Origin of the sequence: Leptothoe sp. PORK10 BA2, from assembly GCF_034932105.1 — a bacterium.
Lineage (GTDB): Bacteria > Cyanobacteriota > Cyanobacteriia > Phormidesmidales > Phormidesmidaceae > Leptothoe.
Genome location: NZ_JAYGIG010000133.1, coordinates 14035 through 36405 on the forward strand (window position 1 = coordinate 14035; position 22371 = coordinate 36405).

Consider the following 22371-nt stretch of genomic DNA (forward strand, 5'->3'; position numbering starts at 1 on the left):
GTTAACAGTTAATTTTTAGGTTTACTTATTCAGTTTATTTATTCATGATTGGAGAGGCTAGGAAACCGCTATGACAGCTCAGCAATACCCATTAGACGACCGGCCCCAGATGAAAAATCGATCTCAAAAACAGGGGTTACCCATGTCGACGGTAGCGTCTGTCCGGGGACAACCGCTGGGCAGACAGCTACTGCAAACACTGCTGCCGGTGGCTCTGCTGCCTTTGGCGGTAGCCAGTGGCTTAGGTTTTTGGGTAACTCGTCGAGCAGAGCGAGCAGATGCTTTGTTTTTGCTAACAGAGGAATCGTTTTTGGCCAGTGAGGCCGCGAGTCTTTTCGTAGAAGATAACTTTGGTGACGTTAACGAACGCCTGCTTAATCCCATTGTTACCCAAGCATTACAACAGGCTGACGAAAAGGTAAAGGCTGATAATTTGGCCGAGCGTCCCATTGAGCAATTAAATCAGGAGTTTGGTCAAACTAAACTGGTGACCCCTAATCCGGTACTTAATAAATATCTGACACAGCTAACTGAAGTAAAGGGCTTAGCTGAGACAATTATCACTGAGCGCAATGGCCTTAATGTGGGCTACAGTAAGAGGACATCTGACTTTGTTCAACGGGATGAGGAGTGGTGGATCGAGGCTCAGAAAGCGGGTAAATCTATTGCGCCTGCAACGTTTGATGAATCCTCTGGGGCGTTTGCCATATCGTTGGCATCAGCCTTGACTTCAGAGGGTTCTAATGATTTCCTCGGTGTGATGAGGAAGCTGGTACCCACTGATGTTTTGAATCGACAAATTGCGACCTATGTAACGGCATCCATTAGTGGTACCCAACAGGTTCAGGTAATAGATATTCGCAATGGTGTTCCATTTTCGACAATTAATGCTGATGGGGTAGTGCCAGGTGAAGTCGAGTTGATTGGTGGGGAGTCTGTGCTAGCCATTGCCCGAGGCTTGCAGGAGCATTTTGAGCACGAACATGAGGCGGGCTCGGAGGAGTCTACAGATGTTCTTAAGGAAGAGTTAATCGCCTTGGGCGGGGCTAAAATCATTGAAGTCAATCGAGTTGAAACCGAAGTAGGTCAGGAGATTCTATCGGTTTTGTTGGAAACTCAAGACAAGGACTTTAGTCTGTCTACGGTGCCAGGCACCCCCTGGGTTGCGATCTCATCCGTAGATCTCGCCCAGATCAACTCAGCTGGAAATGATTTGCTGATTGTCTTTGCCCTCACCGCCTTGATCCTGGGTACAGCCGTGGCCCTTGTGCTACAACTATTTGCCAAACAGCTATCGGCACCGCTCCAGGTTTTGACCACCACCGCACAAACGGCCACCGCAGGCAACCTGGAGGCCCGGGCCAGCATTGAAGGAACTAGTGAAACTCAAATTTTGGGTCAAAGCTTTAACCAACTGTTAGAACAAATCCAAACGCTGCTCAACCGTCAGCAAGAGCTAACCGATGAGCAGCGGCAAGAAAGAGAAGCACTGGAAAATGAAATCTCCCAGCTGATGGAAGACGTGGGTGGGGCGGCTGATGGCGATCTGTCTGTCCGAGCCAAGCTTGTACCGGGGGATGTGGGCATTGTCGCTGACTTATTTAACGCGGTAATTGAAAACCTGCGGGATATTGCCACCAATGTAAAACAGTCCACCGGTGATGTAAGCCAATCCTTGCTATCGAATGAGGAACAAATGCGCAGCCTGGCAGAGCGAGCCATTACGGAAGTAAGCTCCCTCAGAACTGCGATGGACGCTGTACAAGAAATGGACCAGTCCATTCAAACGGTTGCCGATAACGCCAGTCAAGCATCGACCCTCACCAACGATACCTATGCAACGGCCCAGGCCGGTTCCCAGTCTATGGAAGAAACGGCGGGCAGTATTCTAGAACTGCGTTCAACGGTGGGTGAGGCCGCTAAGAAAATTAAGCGTTTAGGAGAATCGGCCCAAAAGATCGCTCAGGCGGTCAGTCTGATCGATGAAATCGCTCTAAAAACAAACCTATTGGCGGTGAATGCCAGTGTGGAAGCCTCCCGAGCGGGTGAGCTGGGTCAGGGCTTTACGGCGGTTGCAGAACAGGTGGGCTCCCTGGCGGAACAATCGGCAGGGGCCACCAAAACCATTGCCCAGATTGTGGCGGAAATTCAAACAGAGACCCAGGAAGTGGTTGCTGCCATTGAAATCGGTACATCCCAGGTGGTGGATAGTAGCCAGCGGGTAAAAGCCACCCAGCAGCAACTAGAACAGGTATTGGCAAAATCGGCACAAATTAACCAGCTGATGCAGGAGATTTCCGCATCGACAGCCAACCAATCAATGGTATCCAAGGCCGTGACTGAGCTGGTGCAGAAAGCCACCCAAACATCTGAAGAACAGTCTCAATCATCGACTCAGGTTGCCCAGGCCATCCAAGCAACCGCCAAAGTGGCTCAAGAGCTGCAAGCCTCGGTAGCACAGTTTAAGGTCGAAGGGTAAACCATGGAATTAGACAAGGAGCAACAGGCCCGACTCACCTTCCTAGCAGAAGCTGAAACCTATTTTAACGACATCGAAACTGTCTTGCTGGGGTTAACAACGGCGGACGATCGCACCGCCCAGATCAACATTGCCATGCGGGCGGCCCACTCCGTTAAGGGCACGGCGGGTATGATGGGGTTTATGGTGCTGGCCCAGGTAGCTCACCATCTCGAAGACTCGTTTAAGATTCTTCGGGCCCGTCAGCTATCCGTGGATACCCATCTGGAAACCTTGTTGTTGCAAGGGGTGGACTATTTACGCATCGTTCGACAACAATACCAAGATCAGCAGCCCATTGACTCCCAGTGGTTTGCCAATGATGTGGAGCCCATCTTTGAACAGCTCAATCAACGCCTAGGAGAGCTTACCCCTGAGGATGAAGCTCGACTGATGTCGGAGGACAATAATGAAAATCTGGATTTCATTATTTTTACCACCAGCGTGGATGATACCCTAGAAGAGTTTGAGGAGCAGCTGCCCCATCTGAATGGTGACGATCTCAGGCAGGCCTTGCTCACCCTGGCCAAGCAGATGACTGAATTTGGTCTGATGGCCCAGTTAGACTCATTTGTCTCCCTCTGCCAGTCTGTACAGGAGTACTGTACCTTGACCCCGGTGGAGGATATCCGTGGGATCGCCCACCAGGCGACGAAAACCTGGCGACGATGTCATGCCCTCGTACTGTTGGGGCGGACCGAAGGGCTGCCCAGGGAATTCACCCCAATCAAAGGCTTCAGCGGCCTGGTGGAACTCCCTAATGTGGACGTTTCTGTACCCAAACTGTTACCCGAGCTGCCGATTGACTTACCCAGTTTTGACACAGACGATATTGCTCAACTGCAGGATCAGTTTGCGGCGCTGAACATTACCCAAGATCTGCCGACAGACGAATTTCCAGCTGGTCTACCTGCAGATCTACTAGAAGATTTACCAAACGATGATCTAGCGGATTTAATCGATCGGGATCTAGCCGAAAGAAATCACCCTATTGATGAATTAGTTGACTTAGAGGCCCTCCAGGACCAATTTGCCAACCTGGAGATAGGGACTCCTTTAGAGGCCCTCCAGAGAAAAGTTGCCGACCCGGAGACAGAGACTCCTTTAGAGGCCCTCCAGGAACAATTTTCCCTGGAGACAGAGACTGCTTTGGAGGCCTTCCAGAGACCAGTTGCCGACCCGGAGACAGAGACTGCTGCCCCTGCCGCAATGCCTCTGGTGCCTCTGACTGTACCGCCTCAGGCACCTGTTCCCAGTGCCCAAAAGGACTCCACTGTAAGGGTTTCGGTGGAACAGCTGAAGCAAATTAACAGTACCTTTGAGTCGTTAATTCTCGACCGTAATGCCGTCAACCTCAAGCTAGAACAGCTACAGGCATTTAGTGAACTGATGCAGCAGCGGATGGTGGCGCTGGCCTCGTTTAACAAAGAACTGCGGCAATGGTACGACCAGGCCTCTACGGAAGGACCGATATCCGTAGCAGGGGCCAATGGAGCTGAGTTACCGAACGGTTATAGTCCCAACCAGCAAAGTGGAACCGCCACCATTGCTGCCCCCGAAGATCTGGATGTGTTGGAGTTTGATCGCTATTCCAAGCTACACCTGCTGGCCCAGGAACACATGGAGACCATTGTCAAACTAGAGGAGGTGAGTCGCGATATTGAGCTAGGTCTGAATGAAGTGGATCAGGCGGTGGGGAGTCTCAACTATACGAGTCGAACCCTGAAAAACCGCATTACCCAAACCCAAATGCGACCGTTTGCAGAAATTGTTGGCCGTTTCCCTCGGGTGGTGCGGGACTGGTCGGTGCAATATGGCAAACGGGTAGAGTTCAAGCTGGAGGGCGGCACCACCCTGATCGAACAGTTTGCGCTCGATCAGCTGAGCGACCCGCTGATGCACCTGCTGCGTAATGCCTTTGACCATGGCATCGAAACCCCAGAGGTCCGCCTAGCCCACGCAAAACCGGCGGTGGGCACCATTGCCCTACGGGCGGTAAATCGCGGTAACCGAGTGGTGATTACCCTGAGGGATGATGGGGGTGGAATTGATCTAGAACGGGTGCGCGATCGCATCCGCCAATACGGTCTTCCCCCTGAGCAAGTGGACACCATGGAACAGCAGGAACTGGTGTCGTTTATCTTTGAACCCGGCTTTAGCACCAGCAGCACGGTAACCGAGCTATCGGGGCGCGGCTATGGCATGGATGTGGTCCGCACCAACTTGACAGAACTGCAAGGGGATATTCAGGTGGCCACCGCATTGGGGCAAGGCACCACCTTCACCATTACCATCCCCCTATCCCTATCGATTTTGCGGGTAATGCTCTTGGAACGGAGCACCTCAGTCTTTGCCCTGCCCGTTGACATGGTGCAAGAAATCATCAGAACTCCTGAGGGGCAACTCACCGAGTCAACCATGCCCTGGAAGGAAGGGGTTATTCCCCTGATCCAATTAGAAAACCATTGGGCGATGCAGTCCGCCAATAGCCCCTTAGAAATGAGCGGTCAACCCTTGATTAACTGTCCCATGGTGGTGGTGGTGGGTGAAAACGAGAACTGCTACGGACTGGTGATCGATCGCTTTTGGCAAGAACAAGAAGTGGCCATTCGTTCCGTGGCGAGCCCCATGCCATTGCCGTCAGGATTTAGTGGTGTGACCGTCCTAGGAGATGGTCGTGTGATCCCCCTGCTTGAGCCCATTCGCCTCATGGAGTGGATCGTCGCTGGTCCAGCACAAACACCGACAGCTAATCCAGTGATGTCCCTCAAGTCCAACGCATCCAGGATATTGGTGGTGGATGATTCGATCCATGCCCGACGTTACCTAGCTACTACCCTAGAACGGTCTGGTTACCTAGTGGAACAGGCCAAAGACGGTCGAGAAGCAGTGGATAAGCTGCTGGGGGGCCTAGTGGTCAAAGCGGTGATCTGTGATATTGAAATGCCTCGTCTCGACGGCTATGGTGTTTTAGAAGAACTCAGGAATGAAGCCAAGTTCGGTGAACTACCGATCTTAATGCTCACCTCTCGCAGTAGTGAAAAACACCGTAAGCTAGCGATGAATTTGGGTGCTACGGCTTATTTTTCGAAACCGTATAACGAACAGGAACTGTTGACCCAGTTAAAGCAACTGACGGGTGTCCTACAGAGAGCGTAGGATAGGGTCTGCACCCATTCTGGATCCCCCATTCTGGGTCCCCATTCTGGACTTAGTAAGCACAGCGGCAACCCAGGGGATGGTTCTGCGCCATGAAAATCTGACAGGTCGTATGGGGTAACGTATGTATAGAGGCTTTTTTAAGTTTTTATTGACGGTTATCTAGTAGCACTATGGCATCGACATTGGGTCAGTGGCGGCAGCGGCTGCGGGAATATAAGAACGAGCTGGTGCAAAACTACTTTAGTTACCGGATTGAGGCGGCAAACCAGCCCTATGGTGTGGCGTTTCGGGCCCAGCCCTATCGATTTCTGCTGTTACTGAGTCACATGCGGTCCGGGTCTTCCCTGCTGACCCATGTGCTCACCACCAATCCGGAGGTGATTGGCTATGGGGAAACTCATACGGACTACGCTGATGCCCATGACTTTAAAGTATTGCTGAAAAAGGTGTATTGGCAGGCCCAGGACTTTCGCACCCTGGGGGATGTGCAGAACCTCCGCATGAACCATCGGTATGTGATGGACAAGGTGCTGCACAACAAGAAGTTTTTGGACCATGGGTTTCTGAAATCTGACCAGGTGTATGCCATCTTTTTGCTGCGGGAGCCGGAGCGTAGTCTGGCTAGCATTGCGGACCTGAAACCCCATTGGAGCCAGCAGGACACCGTGGACTATTATGTTGAGCGGATGGTGATGCTGGTGGAGTACGCTCGGTTGATTAATAATTCGCAGCGGATGCTGGTGGTGTCCTATGAGCAGCTATTGGAGAATACCCCCCAGGTATTGATCACATTGCAGCAGTTTTTGCACACCCAGGCTCCGTTTGAGGAAGAGTATAAGGTGCTGAAAACAACGGGGATGAAAGGAGTGGGGGACTCAAAGGGGAATATTAAGGCAGGGAAAATTGTGCGATCGCAACGTCAACTCACCCAATCCTTCCCACCGGCACTGGTGGCCCAGGCGCAACAGGTCCACAGCCAATGCCAGGCAGAACTCAGGCAGCTTTGCCAATCAATTGAGGATTAGGTGAGGATTAGGGTTTTAACCATGGACTCTCAGGTCTAACCGGCTGAAAATAGTTGGACTGACTTCTGAGAGCTCTCAGTATCTGCGGTTTGTTGCCAGATTTCACGATAGACTTTCCCCTCCACGGTGAGTTCAGACTCTAGGGGGGTCGCCAACGGACTAGAGGCGGTTTTCAGAATCAAACAGGGATCAAACTGGTTATGGGGAGACTTTTTCGCCATCGGTTCAGACTCATTGGCCACCGCGACATGGCGCATTTTAAAGCCTCGGCGCGGGGCATCTAACAATAGCCAGTAAGGATACTCAAAGGAACTATTCTCATACACCAGGCCAACATTGGCACAGCTTTGACCTTGGATTTCCTCAGCGGCGTTGGTGTAGATCCGCTCCAGGGCCGGTTGGGTTGTAAAGTACTGGGCGGAGCGAGGATTTGTCCAAATGTTACCCTCACCCATCAGGGGTCGGACTTGGTTATAAAACACCCACTGGAATGACAGCAGCACCAAAAAAATGGTCAAAACATTCACCACTCGGCGATTTAAAGAGTTACCCATGACGGTGCCCACCAGGGCGGCAAAGAGAATAAAAATGGGTAGGTGTAGACGACAGCGAGAGCCGGACCAGGTGAGCAGCTGGCAGAATAGCAAAAAACCTCCCGTGGTGGTCAACCAATAGAAAAACAACCGGCGGCGCTGTTGGAGACGGCCATTGAGCAACAACAGCCCCGAGGCGATAAAAATAATCAACAGATGGAGGGGGTTACCGGCGTCGTCTTCGTGAAAGGAAAGACCGGGAACATAGAAGCGGGGATCTTTGGCACTGGTGGTCAATGGGTCATTGATATCCATGCCGAGAATGTCATGGAGGACTCTAATCACCTTGTCGACAATGCCGGTAATGGGGGTGATCACCCCTTCCAAGTGCAGGTTTCTCACAATGTCCGCATGGAGGGCCAGATTTCTAACCACGTTGGAAATCAGGTACTTCAGCCCCACGGCAGCGCCGGTTTCATCCCCCGGTGACCCCAAGGGCGACCCAAACAGACCAAAATTGCGCAGGTAATGACCGGCATTGATGGCGATGACAATGGCGAGAATGCCCACCATGGGTTTGAACATGCGCCAGCCCAGACGCTGGATGCCCCATAGCAGCAGCCACAGGCAAAACGGAAAGGTATAGATGTAGGCGGTGCCCTTGGTTAAAATGGCCAGGCCCAGACTCGCCCCCAGACAGACCATGGGCAGGGGTCTGAGCCCCTGGCGCATGGTAACCAGGGCGAAGTAAACAAAACTCACGATCCACAGGGCAACAACATGGTCATTGTTGGTGCTAGAGCCTTGTAACACCGCCATGGGCATGGTAATAGCAAAAATGGCGGCCAGGATTTGACCATTGCGGCGGGCCCCCAGTTCCTTGGCAATCAGGGAGACGCCAAACATATTACCAATCATACTGATCCACTGGATGCAGCCGCTGAGGTGGTCGCTGTGGCTGAGGATTTGGAGCTGGGCGATGGCAAACTCAGACCAAGGGTTTTGATATAGCTGGAAAGTGTTGTGGCTGGGATAGTGGGCCACGGTTCCATTTTGGATCCAGTGCATCACCCGGCTGAGGCGATACTCCATGGAGTCGGAATGATTGGGGGCAGCCATTACGGCCGTTATGCCAATGGCCAGCAGGGCCAGGGTGGCTCCCACCGTCGATAGTTTCAGTTCCAGGGGTAGTTCAATAAACGGATTGGGATGAAACCAATGTTTAGGAGCCGTCTTCACCAGCCTGGGGCCATAGGCCTGCCAGAGAAAAAAGGTAAGGCCCGCCGTCACAGCTAACCAAGCCAGGGTTAATAGGATGGCATTGAACCCACCCACCAGACTCAAAACCTCGGTGAGCACCGTCACGATCACGGCCCAGATAATCAAGGCGGCTAAGAGGGCTTCCCGCTTGTGGTGAAAAAGCTTTGAACCGATGAGTACCAGCAGAATAAGACTCGCTATAGGTAGGATGACGGCCATCTTTTAATTCACTCAATATTTATAGGGATTAAATGGGGCTTGCCTAAATTTAGATAATAGGAAGAAATAGTGAGTAGTATTATCCCACATTGGGTTTGGCCCATTGGGGCTGACCGGTGCTGACTGTGGGTGCTGACTGTGAGTGCTCTGACTAAGAATTTTAAGGTTGTTTGGGGAGAAACTAGCGATCGCAACTCCTTAACCCCCTAGCATGGTCCCCTAGCGATATGTCCGGCAGATAGTGCCAGATAGTGCAGGGAGCCATGGCCGTTGCCTCCCAGGTAAACTCTTTTTTTGTTTGAGCAGGGCCTCTCCCAATTCAGTGGATAGCCCTGGGCGTTCAACGACCTTTACGCTGGCCGGTGTCTTTTTCCTGTCCGCTTCGCTGACCCTGGGCATCGATGGGGAGAGTCCTGTCTTTCATCCGCTTACTCTAGCAGGTACTCTGTTGTGATTGATGTCTCTCACAACGCAGCCCCCCTGAAAGTTGACGACTGAAAGCGTTGCGTTTAAGGATGGGATGCGCGTTCAACAGAAGACCCAGACAAATACTAATCAGAAATAGGGACAATATGCACCTAAGTATCGATATGGTAGCCCTGCTGTTTATGGTGGCAGTGGTGGCCGGTTGTGTAGACTCGATTGCTGGGGGCGGCGGATTGATTACATTACCCTCAATGCTGCTCGTGGGCATTCCTCCGGCAGCGGCCCTAGCGACGAACAAACTGCAGGGCTGCGGTGGCACCTTGGCCGCATCTTTTTATTTTCTGCGCCAGCAAGTTGTTCGCCTGCGCGATCTTAAACTGATGATCGTTATGACCTTTGTGGGGGCGGTATTGGGTGTCTGGCTGATCTTGCAGATCAACAGTACCGCGCTGAAAGCAATTATCCCTTTCTTGCTGATCAGTGTGGGCATCTACTTTGCCCTATCGCCTCAGCTAGGCACCACTGACCAGAAGCAACCCGTGGCCCACGGTCCCTTTTCCCTATGGATTGCTCCATGCCTCGGTTTCTATGACGGTTTTTTCGGACCTGGCGCAGGCATCTTGATGGCGCTGTCCCTAGTCAGTCTGCGGGGCTATAACCTGACCAAGGCGACGGCCCACACTAAAATCCTTAACGGCACCAGCAATGTGTCATCGCTACTGTATTTCCTGGCCTTTGGGAAGGTGTATTGGACCGTGGGCCTGGTGATGCTGGTGGGGCAAATTATCGGTTCATCCATCGGGGCCAGACTTGTCTTAGCCAAAGGTGCAACCCTGATTCGTCCAGTGATTTCAGGGGTGTGTTTTCTGATGGCTGTCAAGCTATTATTCGATATTTTTGGATAATTAGTAGCTGTTCAGAAACTACTTCATGGGATAAGCCTGAAAGGCTTGTTAAGCCATGATTTAAATCAACAAAGCCAGGATCTTATTTTTTAACAAGCCCTTAGGCCCCTAGATATTCAGTCAACACCTCACAGGCTCCATCCTCAACGCCATCGTAAATAGAAGGACTATTGGAAAAAGGAGGTGTGGGTTTCTCGGCCAGCTCTAGGTGCCCATGTAAAATCGTCAGAATCGCTTCGGATAGGGACGTGATGTCATGTTCCTGTTGATAGGGGCGAAGCTTATCTAACAGTTCGGCTGTGAGCAGTAGAGAAATTTGGGTTCTTGCGGTTGCCATGGTATTCAGCATCGAGAGTTCAGAATCGAGAGGATTGACCCAACTTAATTGTCGTTTAATCCAGGCCGTTTATTCCACAGCATGGATGCCCTACTCACGAGTCTGAGGATGTTCGGTTTTGCCGCCCCTCTGTTGCCAAACCCAAAATGGCATGCCGGAGATTTTTAACCCAAATTCAGATTACCGGCGAAATTTGAATGTACACTAGCCCCGTCATGCCCTGCCCCATCGAGCCGTCCATCACAATAAAGATGACAAGATTCATCTAGCTACCCGTAGGGAGCTGGGATTGTTATTCTGCCTATGGCATTGTGCCTAATTCTGCAATATTAAACCCCTTCCCCCCAACCATCGGAGCCACCAGTGGTTTGGGCCATCTTGGGCAGTGCCTCCCTGGCTTCCAAAAATCGATTGGTGGCAAGAGATTCTACCCCGGCAGGCAAGAGAATGTCAGACTTGTAGTAGCAGGCAAACTGACCATCTACTAAACCCGAAATCTGACTAAAGTCTGCATTGGCCACCTCGATCCGTTTCTCCCCATGGGCAAATAGGGTGCCCCAGAAAATGCCTAGATAGGCAAATTTTTCGCCCTTGAGACAGTAGAACCGGGCTCCGGCCATGTAGGCATGGCTAAAATCCGTTAAGGCCGATGTGACCGTGGAGCTAAAGTCAGCTCTCGCTAAGCTGGCCCCGACCAATCTGGCTTCCGATAGGTTGGCCCCATTAAAACTGCATCTAGCCAGATTAGCGCCGGTAAAGTTGCACCCCGTTAGGTTGGCCGCCGTAAAGTTAGTACTTTCTAAATTGCATCCTGTAAAGTCAGTTCCGGTTAAGTCGGCTTGCCTAAAATTAGAGCGACTGAGGTTGGCACCTCTGCCAATGGTCTTTGGCTGCAGTTTTGTCACCGGCTGATTAATCGTTACCACCGGTTGAAACCGATAGCCCTGTCCTTCAACCAGAACAAACCGACTGTTGTGAATTACGGTGGGATGATCGTCATCCAGGGCGTCAGCCTTGAGTCCGGGGTAGTGACCAATGAACGTGGAACCGCTGATATGGGCCCCTGATAGTAAAACGTCAATGTGCTCACCATCGGGGGCAAACGATGTATTCATCGGGTCCCGATCGATATGCCCTCCCAACACATAGCTTTGGTTGAGGGTAGCCCCCGCTAGGCTGGAGTCACTGGCTTCTAAGACGATCAGTTTTTTGGCTCCGTATTCTGCCTGGGGCTGGGGACGGACAGCATTGATAGGGTTGAGCTTTAGGGATTCAGGTTGTTCCATTTGAATGGGTTGAAAGGGCTGCAACTCCTGTGAGATCACCATGGGAGCTGAAGGTAGATCCACTAAATTTAGGATCTTTATTTTTGCATCTTAACTGGCGGATTTAGGTGATCCCACCCATATTCACAGAACTTATACCGGGCGTTTTATGCTTCAAATGTAAATTCACGCATTAGTGCTAGGGGAACCCCCAACTAACCATCCCCTACCCAATGGCAAACTCCACCACCATATCGTTAAAATCTCGGTCCCCCAGGCCACCCAGGTCCTCAAATCCAAAGGCATTGTCCCCTAGCAATTTGGCATGGTCCCTATTGCCCCCATTTGCCCCAGCATGGCTAAAGAACACCTCCCCTGTGGTTGGGTCACTCCCCTCAGCCACCAGGAATATGCCCAAGAAGCCCCCACCGGTCAGAGCCGCAGAGAATGTGTTCACCTGACCATTCTCTCCAGAGAGCTGCACCTCTAGTTGGTTGGCTAGGGCGGCTTCCTTGTAGCCCGTATCCCCCGGCAGCAAAGAGTTTCCGGTGAGAGGATCACGGATGCCGCCATTGGCAAAATCGGTGGTGTAAAACCCCACGGTGTTGTCCCTGGCCGCCGCTCGGTACACCGTAAACTCAACATTGACCACCCCCGTTTGACCCGTAAGGTCAATGGCGGTGGCATCCCCCACCAAGAGATTCGTGGTGGCTGTTTGGGTAAAGATTTGGGCGGTTAACTGGGTGCCCGCACCAAAGTCGAGGGAGATTTGCGTATCACTCACTGCGGTGGGGGTGGCTAGGCGCGTTACCCCATTGACCACCAGCTCAAATTCTAAAAACTGGCCCTCAGTCACTTGGCCATTGTCGATGCTAAAGGCCGGAGCATAGTCATCGGGCAGCTGCCCCCCTTCCAGGATGGAGAAGCTACCAATCTGGGTACGGCTCGTCGAATCTACACTAAAAATGAGAATCTCACCGATCTGGCCCATGGCACCCAGGTTCACCTGGTCCACTTGCAATCGCACCGTATTGCCAGCCCCCAGCCCCGTCACCTCCAGACCCGCCAGGGGGGTTAGCTTAGCTGGATTGGTCGGAACCACCGTGTTGGTGAGGGTATAGGTTTCATCAGTGGCTGGTTCTGCCGTGGGGAGATGATTCCCCACGGGGTCCGTAATGTTTTGACTCGCTGCTAAATCCAGCCCGACGGTGCCGTTAAAGCCAGCCAGGTTTCCACCCGAGACCGTAATGTCATAGACCGTGGCACTGACGGCACTGACGTTGGTCACAGCAGCGGTGGACCCACCGGTGACCCTAAAGTCAGCCGGGTCAATGTTGAGGATGCTTTGATCAAAAGTGAGACGAAATACCAAACTGTCGGCATCGGTGTTCGCTGTGGTCGGCGTTTGCCGGGTAATACTGAGCAAACTAGGGGCCAAATCCCGATTAAAAGCGGTGATGGCCCCATCTTCAAAGCCAGTGACAAACACCTGTTGATCGTCAGGGCTGACCACCACCCCAAGGGTCCCGGCTAGTTCATCAGCACCGTTACCATCTTGATCCTGAATAAATTGACTAAACGTTAAGCGACCCGAGGCATCCCGATCAAAGACGGTCAGGCCATTTTCCTCAAACCCAGCTACCAGTACTTGCCGACCATCGGGGCTCACCGTCACACTGCTAAAGCCGTTAATCGCCGGAAATCCGCTCACCCCCGTGCCCGCAAAAATGTCATTGGCCCCACCAAATAGCTGGGCTCCCCCCTCGTTATCGCGGATCACCTGGGCAAAACTCAACGTACCATCGGCATTGCGATCAAATACAGTCAGGGCCGCATCGGTGGCACTGGCCACATACACTTGTTTCCCGTCAGGGCTGACGTCAACACTGGATGCCCCAAACAGATCTTGAACATCACCCACACCATCCTTCAGGGTTTGACGAAAGGTTAAATTACCTGACCCATCCCGGTCAAACACAGTAATTGCTGCATCCACATGGCTGGTGACAAACACCTGGTCCCCCGTGGGACTGATGGCCACCCCCGACGCCCCAAATAACTCATTGGCGCCCCCTTGGCCATCGGCAATGGACTGGCGCAGGGTTAAGGTGCCCGACCCATCCCGGTCAAATACAGTGATGGCTCCATCCGTCAGGCTAACCACAAAGACCTGGGTCCCATCAGCGCTCACCGCCACATCAATGGCTCCCGCTAGGGTATTGATGTCATTGTCATTGGGGTCACGGCGACCATCCCTCAGTCGCTGTTGCTCGGTTAAATTACCCGCACTATCGCGATTAAAGACGGTCAGGCCGTCGTCTCCGACACTGGTGACAAATACCTGGGTACCATCGGGGCTGACCGCTACGCCAAAAGCTCCGGCCAGCAGTTCTGACCCTAAAATTGCCCCGACATTAGACCCATCCCGGATGGTTTGGCGAAAGGTGATATTGCCAAACTCATCCCGATCAAAGACCGTCAGGGCTGATTCCACCGCACTGGTGACAAATAGTTGACTGCCATCGGGACTAATGGCTACGCCGGATGCGCCAAACAGGCGGTTGCTATCGGGGTCGCCCCCATCAAAGGTCCCATCCTTAATGTCTTCTTTAAAGGTGAGCACCAAGGTGGCGGTGTACTGCTCCAGCACGTCCAGCTGAAATGTCTGGGCGGCGATGGGGGGCCACTGGCCGTTGCCCACGACGGTGGTGGCGGCGGTGACGGTCGTTCCAGTCAGGGCTGAGAGTTCTTCGACAAATTCGAGGCCCGCATCTCCCGCCGCCACATTACAGGCCAACAGATTGAGCTGGGCAGCGTCCGTGGGTCTAAACCAGCTGCGGAGATGGGGGGCATATTGCTCCAAGTTACCCAGTTCTAGTCTGCCAGCACCCAGCTGCAGCTCACCGGGAGCGCCGTGGGCTACTAGGGTGAGGGATGGGGTGGGTCGGTATTGGATTAGCTGACTAATTTGCTCGATGCCGTCTCGGTCTGGATCGAGCACATGGGCGGTGATACCGGGGCGGAGGGCGGCTAGCAGTAGGGGCAAGTCCTTTACCCGACTGTCAAAAATGACCAGGGCGGTCTCGTCGATGAGCACCTGTTGTCTGACGGGCTGACGGCGATCAGACTTGGCAGTAAGGATAGGAGAGGTCATAGGAGTTTGTTTATAGATTGATATCGGTCAATCCGTAGGGAAATTCCGCTAGAAAATAAATATAGTGTTGTGAACTATGGGTACAGCGGTGGTAAGTACTCGACCCGCTAGGGAAAAGCGGCCATGGGCAGCACAACCTGTCAGGGCATTCATCGGCTACCGATACAGGTGCCAATAGGGGATCTGAAAAGACTGATTTTTTCCTATCAACATGTCCAAGACTTCCTTAGACCATCAGCATCCTGAGGCGGGGACTAAGGAAACAACATTGAATATTTATGCAGCTTTATGGGACCCACAACGCTCGGTGACTTCAGCCCATGGGGACTGGGGGAGGTGGCAGGCCAGGTGAAAGAGCTCGAGGCATCGAATACCTATGCGGAGTTGATCCGCGCCGTACAGCTCAGGATGAATTGGCACCGCTATGGCAACAGGTCTTGACCGATTAATAGGGATTCAAGGCTTGGATTAATCAGTCAGCCCCATGCTCCCTCGCCGTACCTATGATTATGTATGAACATAAAGACATGAATGTATATCGGGCAAGGAACTCACACCCGTGGGTCATCATCTTTAACCATGTCCAGAAATTTAATTTATATTGAATCAGGATTACGGATACAGAACTTTGTATATGGTGCTGGTGTATGAGGTACGGGGAATATCTGGGTAAGGAGTCAATCCTTCCGTAAAAGTGCTTTACACTAAGGCGATCCAGTCCCAGAGCATACCGTCGGCTGATGGTGGCCCCTTGGCCCCCCCATTTGTCGCCAGCCAGTTTATCCAGGTATAGGAGTTTTTATGAAAGCGTTTGTCACTGGCAGTACCGGTCTGCTCGGTAGCAATCTCACCCAACTATTATTAAATCAGGGCTTTGAAGTGATTGCGTTAACGCGTGAGTTGACCAAAGCCAGTAAAATTTTGGGGGAGCATCCGAGTTTAAAAGTTGTGCAAGGGGACCTGCAAGAAGTGCCCGCCTTTGCCCAGTATTTGCAAGGCTGCGATGTATTGTTCCATACGGCATCTTATTTTCGGGAATCCTTCGACTATGGCGACCATTGGCCGCAGCTGAAGGCGATTAACGTAGATGCCACCATTCACCTGTTGGAAGCCGCTGAAAAAGCAGGGGTGTCCAAGGTGGTCTATGTCAGTAGTGCCTGTGGCTGTGTGGGCATTATTCGAGGCGGTGCTCCTAGTAATGAGTCAACGCCGTTCCAGGACTTCAACCATAAAAATCCTTATTTCAAGAGTAAATTGATGGCTGAAGAAGCCATTTCGAATTTCCTCAAAACCCATAACTTGCCCGTTGTGCTGATTTTGCCAGCGGGCATGATGGGACCCAATGATGCGGCCCCAACGGAGATGGGACGCTTTATTTTGAATTTTATGAAAGGTAAGGCTCCTTTGATACCCAGTGGTGGGTTTCCCCTGGTGGATGCCCGAGATGTGGCCCAGGCCATGCTGTCCTCTGTCTATTCGGGGCAGCCCAATGAACGCTACCTAGTTACCGGTGGATACTACTCGGTGGATGAGATTATGCGTAATCTGTCCGAATTCAGCGGCCAACCCGTGCCGAATAAAAAACTCCCCCGGTTTGCCGTGCGGATCTGGGCAATTATTCAAGACATCATCGGACGAGTCAAGGGACAAAAGCCGTTTATTCCTGGAGATATGGTGCGGATCATGCTTTCGAGGCAGTGGTTTGATGCCACTAAAGCGGCCCAGGGGCTCAAAGCTTCTTATCGTCCCATCAAGGACACCATTAAAGATACTGTGCAGTGGTATCAGCAAAATGGCTACGGGCGCGACGCCTAGCAACCGCCGAAGAAGACTTACTGAAGATTTACAGCGGTCTCCCCTCTGCTTCCTAGAAACATTCCGGGAGATTTAAGCCATGGGCTGAAGATAGGGCAAAGTTATGGAATAGCCCTATCTAATAACCCTATTTAAGGGAGGTGTGAGCGATGGCACCGATCAAAAGCTGTGCAGTTCTGATTATTGGTGGTTTGTTGGCTGGTGGAATGGTTCCTGGCCTAGTCTCGGCTCAGTCCATTGTTCCCAGTGGCAGCATTAGTCCCAATGGAGCCAATACAGAGGTTACCGTCCAGGGAGATGGCACCCATCAGATTACCGGCGGCACGCTCTCCCGGGATGGGGCCAACCTATTTCATAGTTTTGAGCAGTTTGGCCTCACCTCTGCCGAGGCGGCCCACTTTATTACCCAGCCCAATGTGCTCAATGTGGTGGGCCGAATCAACGGTGGGAATCCATCCGTGATCAATGGTCAGCTCCGATTGACGGGGAGTGAGGCAAATCTATTTTTGTTAAATCCGGTGGGGGTATTGTTTGGCCCCGATGCCACCCTGGCCCTGCCGGGAGATCTGAGCGTGTCAACAGCGGATGGTCTGGCCTTTGCCGATGGCACTTTAGATATCATTGGCACCAGCCCCGACTATGCCAGCTTGGTGGGCAGTCCCACGGGTTTAGTGTTTCGATTTAGCACTCCTGGCTCGGTGGTTAATGCGGCGGATCTGACCCTGGGGGCAGAGAGTGCTTTGACCCTGGCCGGTGGAACTGTGGTCTCGACGGGGACGGTATCAGCGGGTGAGGTTGCGATCGCATCAGTCCCCGGAGAACAGTTTATCCGACTGGGTATCGATGGTTCTCTCCTCAGCTACGACGTTGCCCCCACCGAGGGCCTATCTCTCCTGGGCCTATCTCCCCTAGCGCTGCCAGAACTCTTGACCGGTGCCGGAGACGCAGTCCCCAGTTTACAAGTAAATACCGACGGCACCGTACGGCTGGTTAATAGTGATTTAGTAATTCCAAATACCCCTGGCACAACAATTGTAAACGGCAATATTACCGCTGGTGATATTGCCCTATTGGGAGATACCGTTGGTGTCGCGAATAGTCTGCTGGATGCCAGCGGTCCCGATGGTGGTGGCACCATCCATATTGGCGGTAGCTATCGGGGGCAAGGACCTTTACCCAACGCCCAGATTACTTATGTCAGCGCTGATTCGGTATTAGATGCCAGTGCTACCGTGGGTGGAAATGGGGGTGAAATCATTGTCTGGAGCGATCAGACCACCCATGTTTTAGGAAAACTGTTGGCTCGTGGTGGTGCTGCTGGCGGTAACGGTGGTCTGGTGGAAACTAGCGGACTGCAAGGGCTTACCCTGGGAGGCAACCCTGATGTATCTGCTCCCCTGGGTAACGGTGGCCTATGGTTAATCGATCCTTTTGATGTGGTGATTACAGATGCCCCCAATTCCACCGGATTTAATCCAGCCAATCCTTTCGAACCCATTTCATCGCCAGCGATTTTAAGCGTCGATACCATTACAGCAGCCTTATCCGGTGGCACCAATGTTAGTATCACCACCGGCACCACCGGCAATGAAACGGGCAATATTACCCTGGCAACCAATCTGTCTTACTCCACATTTAATCAAACAACTCTCACCCTGGAAGCCGCAGGCAGTATTTTTATTAACGGGGCGATCCAACCCCTTTCTTTTTCGGCTCCGCTTAACATTGTCCTCACCGCTGACACGGACAACACCGGGAATGGTCAGGTTGTGCTGAACAATCTCGGCTCATCGGGATCACCAGGATTTCCTCTAACCGTCATCAATACGTCCGGTGGAGACCTCACAGTTACCGCTAACAGCAGCAATCTCACGGGTACCTCAGCCATTACATTGGCCGCCAACAATGTGATTACGACCAATGGATTTAGGTCTGAGGAAACACCCATCAGTGGTTCAGTCACTTTCAACGGCACCGCTAGTGACGGTAGCCTGGGCATTAATCTAGAGAGCAATTCAGAGTTTGATGTAGGGGGAAACATTACCCTGATCAGCAATCAGGATATTGAAGTAGATACCCTGGCAGCAGGTGGCAACATTACCGTTACCACATCGGAATTTTTTAGGGCCTTAGGCAGTTTTGATCGCAGTGAGTCAGAGTCTGGTAATTTCCCTCAGTTTGTCAGCGTAGTCAGCGATCGGGGTCAGGTAGCTATCACCCATGGTGGCAATGGCGAGACCCCTTTTGTCGTCGGTGATCCTGGCGAGAACGGCACTGCAGCTGCCATTGTCGCTACTAGGAATGAAATCTCTCCAACAATATCTTTCCCAGGAGACTTTATTGAAGGAGATATTTCAATTGCAACTGGAGATCCTGAACCCGACCCGGATCCTGAACCGGACCCGGACCCTGAACCCGACCCGGACCCTGAAGATTTACCCGATGTAGACGACTGTGTTGCAGACTGTACAACTGACTCATCCAACCCAGAACTGACTGAAAAAGATGATCCTGGTGTTCTTCTCACGGTTGATCCAGAGTTACTCCCTGAGGCAGAACAAGCACTGTTACTCAATGAGATTAAATATACGGATGAGTTTCGCGGTCACCTCAATCTTGATGATGAAGAGACCTTGAATCCTAAACTCCCCCAGTTACAGCAACAGCTAGCCTTGGCAGCGGAAGAGACTGGGGAACCTACCGCCATCGTTTACGTTTCGTTTGTGTCCCCTACTGAGACAAACACCCATGACCAGGTGTTGCCGAAACAAGCCGAAACACCCACCATCGAAGGCACCGAAGTTCTAGAACTCGTGGTGATCACGCCAGAGGGCCTGCCAATTTTGAAAACCTTTGCCGTTACTGAGGCAGAGGTGCAAAAAACGGCTGAACAGTTCATTAGCAATGTCGCCAACCGGGGACGGGTAAACCGCAACACCTATTTAAGTTCAGCCCAGCAACTCAACGATTGGCTGATTGCGCCGTTAGAGGCTGAACTCTACGGGCGGGGTATCACTAATATTGCCTTTGTCATGCCGTCAGGCTTGCGATCGCTCCCCGTCTCTGCCCTGCACAATGGGGACCAATTTTTGATCGAGCGATTTAGTGTGGGTCTAATGCCCAGCGTCAGCCTGACGGACCTGCGCTATGTGGATGTGCGGGATACTGAGGTACTGGCCATGGGGGCATCCGTCTTTGATGATCAGCCCGAACTGCCTGCGGTCCCCCTCGAACTCAATACCATCGCTGAGCAACTGTGGCCGGGCGACTTTGTGCTCAATGAAACCTTTACCCCCGACGCCCTGATCGCCAACCGTGCCCGTAAGCCCTACGGTATTTTGCACCTGGCTACCCATGGAGAATTCAAGGCCGGTGAGCTGGACCAATCCTATATTCAGTTTTGGGATCAGCGTTTAAGTCTCGACCAGGTGAGATCCTTAGGCCTCAATAATCCCCCGGTGGAGCTGATGGTGCTCAGCGCCTGCCGCACGGCCCTAGGTAATCGGGAAGCGGAATTGGGTTTTGCCGGTCTAGCCATCCAGGCCGGCGTGAAGACGGCGATCGCCAGCCTATGGAAAGTGGATGATGTCAGCACCGCCGGGTTAATGACCCAGTTTTATACCAGTTTGCAAACGGAGCCGATCAAAGTTGAGGCCCTGCGTCAGGCCCAGCTGGCCATGCTCAACGGTGAAATTCGGGTCGAAGCGGGGCAGCTGCTGTGGTCGGGGGGCTCATTGGAACTGCCGGCGGAACTGGCCAACATCGACAGCGACTTATTTTCCCATCCCTATTTTTGGGCCTCCTTTACAACTATTGGTAGCCCTTGGTGAAGGCAGGCCTTGTTGGGCAAGGGTTTCGGGATTGGCTAAATTTGCGTGCCTTAGATATGCATTAATTTTGGGGCACCTGTTCGTTGGTGGGGTGAGAAAGGGGGTTGGAGAAATGAATGGTAGCTCTTGGTGAAGGGGTGAGAAGGGGGGGTGGAAAAATGGATTGACGTACTATAATTAGCGGGGTCTAGACTGCTTAAGGGCTAGATTTTAAGAGCATTTTTTAGGAGCATTGTAGGTTATGGAACGGTTTCGATCACTGCTTCGATCACTAACGCGGTCGCTGATGGGCATCTGTTTAGTTGCGATCGCAACCCTACTGGTGAGCTGTAGTTCTGGAGGGCAGGCCACTGCACCCGCCACCTATTCAGCCGCCCAGCTTTCGCAGATCAGTATCTACGCAGGCCGCATCCAAAGCTCAAAAGATCGCTTACCTGAGTTGGCTGATTATATCCGCACCAAGAACTGGGTCAACATCGATAATTTTATCCACGGTCCCCTGGGTACTCTCAGAGAAGGCATGAATCGCCTAGCGTATCAGCTATTACCCGAAGATAAAGCCAACCTCTTAGCCATCGCTGACAAAGTTTCTGTTGACCTTGAAGCAATGAGTTCTGCCGTGGGTGCCTATGACTTTAACGGTACCAGTACGGCCTATGCCAAATTCGCCAGTGACTTGAGCAAACTTCTCAACTCATTGCCCACGGCAGAATGAGCCACAAAATCATCCCCTAGGTAATCCCTGATCTATGACAAGAATTGCTATCATCGGCTGTGGCATTGTTGGTGCGACCATCGCCTACGAACTAAGTTCTCATAGCGATTTAGAAATTCACCTCATCGATCAAGGAGACCCAGCCCAAGGCTCCACCCAAGCAGCCTTGGGCGTTTTAATGGGGATTATTAGCCACAAGGTCAAAGGACGCAGCTGGCGACTGCGTCGAGATAGCGTTGAACGATATAAGACCTTAATTCCCGAATTAGAAGAGTCCCTAGGGCGGCCAATTCCCCACATCCAAGGCCTGCTCAGTTTATGTTTTGATCCAGAACGGCTACCCCACTGGCAAGACCTACAAGAAAAGCGGGCCAGCCAAGGCTATCCCTTAGAAATTTGGTCCCCGGATGAGCTGCGACAGCACTGTCCCCAGATCGATGCCCAGAATGTCGCTGCCGCCATCTATTCCCCACAAGATGGCCAGGTCCATCCTCAGCAACTGACCCTGGCCCTGGTGGAAGCAGCCCAGCAACGGGGCGTTATCTGCCACTGGCAAAGCCCCGTTTTAGGCTTAAAGACCCAATCGGGCTATTGTTCTCAGCTGCAGCTGCCCGATGAGAGTCTCGATGTCGATTTTGTGATCATTTCAGCGGGGCTGGACTCCGCTGACTTGAGCCAAATCGGGCCAGAACCGCTACCCATGATCCCGGTCCTGGGACAAGCTCTGGAAGTTGAACTGGAACACCCCCTGGGGACTGACAATTTCCAGCCGGTGATTAACGGTCATGATATTAATCTGGTGCCCTTGGGGGAAAACCGTTATTGGCTAGGGGCAACGGTGGAATTCCCCCCCGGTGGTAAAGCCGTAGAACTACCCCTAGATGTTGAACTAGTACCCAATCCAGAACAGTTAGAACAGATGCGACAGCTGGTAACGGGCTTCTGTCCAGCCTTGATCAAGGCTCGGATTGTACGTCACTGGAGTGGGTTACGCCCCCGCCCCCAAGGGGAGAGAGCCCCTGTGATTAAGCCCTTAGCAGGCTATGAAAACGTGATTTTGGCAACGGGCCACTATCGCAATGGGGTGTTGTTGGCTCCGGGAACAGCCGTAACGGTGGCAGAACTCCTGGGACTCACGGTCAAAACCGAAGGCAGATATGGAGAAAAAGAAGGACTAGGAACTTTGGCAGACGAGGGTCTAAGCTAA

Annotated in this window: 13 protein-coding genes; 9 read left to right on the forward strand and 4 right to left on the reverse strand. The window is 52.3% G+C overall.

Annotated elements, in window-relative coordinates; translation table 11 throughout:
• The first annotated feature begins 70 nt into the window (after positions 1-70).
• The 3 genes from VB741_RS21450 to VB741_RS21460 all read left to right on the forward strand — a co-directional run bounded on the left by VB741_RS21450 (position 71) and on the right by VB741_RS21460 (position 6705).
• Positions 71-2479 (forward strand): methyl-accepting chemotaxis protein, encoded by a 2409-nt coding sequence (locus tag VB741_RS21450; protein ID WP_323367252.1) that lies wholly within the window; start codon positions 71-73, stop codon positions 2477-2479.
• A gap of 3 nt (positions 2480-2482) precedes the next feature.
• Complete coding sequence (locus VB741_RS21455; protein WP_323367253.1) at positions 2483-5677, forward strand: hybrid sensor histidine kinase/response regulator; 3195 nt, start codon at positions 2483-2485, stop codon at positions 5675-5677.
• Between the two features lie 173 nt (positions 5678-5850).
• Entirely contained in the window at positions 5851-6705 is an 855-nt protein-coding gene (locus VB741_RS21460) for a sulfotransferase family protein (RefSeq protein WP_323367254.1), read from the forward strand.
• A 35-nt stretch (positions 6706-6740) separates the two neighbouring features.
• Here the strand turns inward: VB741_RS21460 and VB741_RS21465 are convergent, their stop codons facing one another.
• Positions 6741-8717 carry an ArnT family glycosyltransferase gene (locus tag VB741_RS21465; RefSeq protein ID WP_323367255.1) on the reverse strand — a complete coding sequence of 659 codons (1977 nt, stop codon included), beginning with the start codon at positions 8715-8717 and terminating at the stop codon, positions 6741-6743.
• A 572-nt stretch (positions 8718-9289) separates the two neighbouring features.
• On the opposite strand from VB741_RS21465, the gene VB741_RS21470 reads away from it, so the two are divergent.
• Entirely contained in the window at positions 9290-10048 is a 759-nt protein-coding gene (locus VB741_RS21470; RefSeq protein WP_323367256.1) for a TSUP family transporter, read from the forward strand.
• A gap of 100 nt (positions 10049-10148) precedes the next feature.
• Here the strand turns inward: VB741_RS21470 and VB741_RS21475 are convergent, their stop codons facing one another.
• From VB741_RS21475 to VB741_RS21485, 3 genes are all read right to left on the reverse strand, one after another.
• Positions 10149-10385, reverse strand: a complete 237-nt coding sequence (locus VB741_RS21475) for a hypothetical protein (RefSeq protein WP_323367257.1) — start codon at positions 10383-10385, stop codon at positions 10149-10151.
• Between the two features lie 329 nt (positions 10386-10714).
• Positions 10715-11713: a pentapeptide repeat-containing protein gene (locus VB741_RS21480; protein WP_323367258.1), complete on the reverse strand. Its 999-nt coding sequence runs from the start codon at positions 11711-11713 to the stop codon at positions 10715-10717.
• Positions 11714-11876: 163 nt separating this feature from the next.
• On the reverse strand, positions 11877-14804 hold the full coding sequence (locus VB741_RS21485) for a DUF4347 domain-containing protein (RefSeq protein ID WP_323367259.1): 2928 nt from the start codon (positions 14802-14804) through the stop codon (positions 11877-11879).
• Between the two features lie 288 nt (positions 14805-15092).
• Here VB741_RS21485 and VB741_RS21490 point away from each other — a divergent pair, with 288 nt between their 5' ends.
• The 5 genes from VB741_RS21490 to VB741_RS21510 all read left to right on the forward strand — a co-directional run bounded on the left by VB741_RS21490 (position 15093) and on the right by VB741_RS21510 (position 22371).
• Positions 15093-15245, forward strand: coding sequence for a hypothetical protein (locus tag VB741_RS21490; RefSeq protein ID WP_323367260.1), 153 nt, complete (start codon positions 15093-15095; stop codon positions 15243-15245).
• Positions 15246-15605: 360 nt separating this feature from the next.
• Positions 15606-16619: an NAD-dependent epimerase/dehydratase family protein gene (locus tag VB741_RS21495; RefSeq protein ID WP_323367261.1), complete on the forward strand. Its 1014-nt coding sequence runs from the start codon at positions 15606-15608 to the stop codon at positions 16617-16619.
• 149 nt (positions 16620-16768) lie between these two features.
• Positions 16769-20449 (forward strand): CHAT domain-containing protein, encoded by a 3681-nt coding sequence (locus VB741_RS21500; protein WP_323367262.1) that lies wholly within the window; start codon positions 16769-16771, stop codon positions 20447-20449.
• A gap of 286 nt (positions 20450-20735) precedes the next feature.
• A complete protein-coding gene (gene psbQ / locus VB741_RS21505) occupies positions 20736-21164 on the forward strand; it encodes a photosystem II protein PsbQ (RefSeq protein WP_323367263.1) in 429 nt (142 codons plus the stop codon).
• 34 nt (positions 21165-21198) lie between these two features.
• A complete protein-coding gene (locus VB741_RS21510) occupies positions 21199-22371 on the forward strand; it encodes an NAD(P)/FAD-dependent oxidoreductase (RefSeq protein WP_323367264.1) in 1173 nt (390 codons plus the stop codon).

What these genes read in the sequence shown, in the direction of transcription:
- VB741_RS21465 (WP_323367255.1), bottom strand. Translation starts at nt 8,717, where the DNA reads ATGGCCGTCATCCTACCTATAGCGAGTCTTATTCTGCTGGTACTCATC.
- VB741_RS21500 (WP_323367262.1), top strand. Translation starts at nt 16,769, where the DNA reads ATGGCACCGATCAAAAGCTGTGCAGTTCTGATTATTGGTGGTTTGTTG.
- psbQ (WP_323367263.1), top strand. Translation starts at nt 20,736, where the DNA reads ATGGGCATCTGTTTAGTTGCGATCGCAACCCTACTGGTGAGCTGTAGT.
- VB741_RS21495 (WP_323367261.1), top strand. Translation starts at nt 15,606, where the DNA reads ATGAAAGCGTTTGTCACTGGCAGTACCGGTCTGCTCGGTAGCAATCTC.
- VB741_RS21470 (WP_323367256.1), top strand. Translation starts at nt 9,290, where the DNA reads ATGCACCTAAGTATCGATATGGTAGCCCTGCTGTTTATGGTGGCAGTG.
- VB741_RS21455 (WP_323367253.1), top strand. Translation starts at nt 2,483, where the DNA reads ATGGAATTAGACAAGGAGCAACAGGCCCGACTCACCTTCCTAGCAGAA.
- VB741_RS21490 (WP_323367260.1), top strand. Translation starts at nt 15,093, where the DNA reads ATGGGACCCACAACGCTCGGTGACTTCAGCCCATGGGGACTGGGGGAG.
- VB741_RS21460 (WP_323367254.1), top strand. Translation starts at nt 5,851, where the DNA reads ATGGCATCGACATTGGGTCAGTGGCGGCAGCGGCTGCGGGAATATAAG.
- VB741_RS21450 (WP_323367252.1), top strand. Translation starts at nt 71, where the DNA reads ATGACAGCTCAGCAATACCCATTAGACGACCGGCCCCAGATGAAAAAT.
- VB741_RS21480 (WP_323367258.1), bottom strand. Translation starts at nt 11,713, where the DNA reads ATGGTGATCTCACAGGAGTTGCAGCCCTTTCAACCCATTCAAATGGAA.
- VB741_RS21475 (WP_323367257.1), bottom strand. Translation starts at nt 10,385, where the DNA reads ATGGCAACCGCAAGAACCCAAATTTCTCTACTGCTCACAGCCGAACTG.
- VB741_RS21485 (WP_323367259.1), bottom strand. Translation starts at nt 14,804, where the DNA reads ATGACCTCTCCTATCCTTACTGCCAAGTCTGATCGCCGTCAGCCCGTC.
- VB741_RS21510 (WP_323367264.1), top strand. Translation starts at nt 21,199, where the DNA reads ATGACAAGAATTGCTATCATCGGCTGTGGCATTGTTGGTGCGACCATC.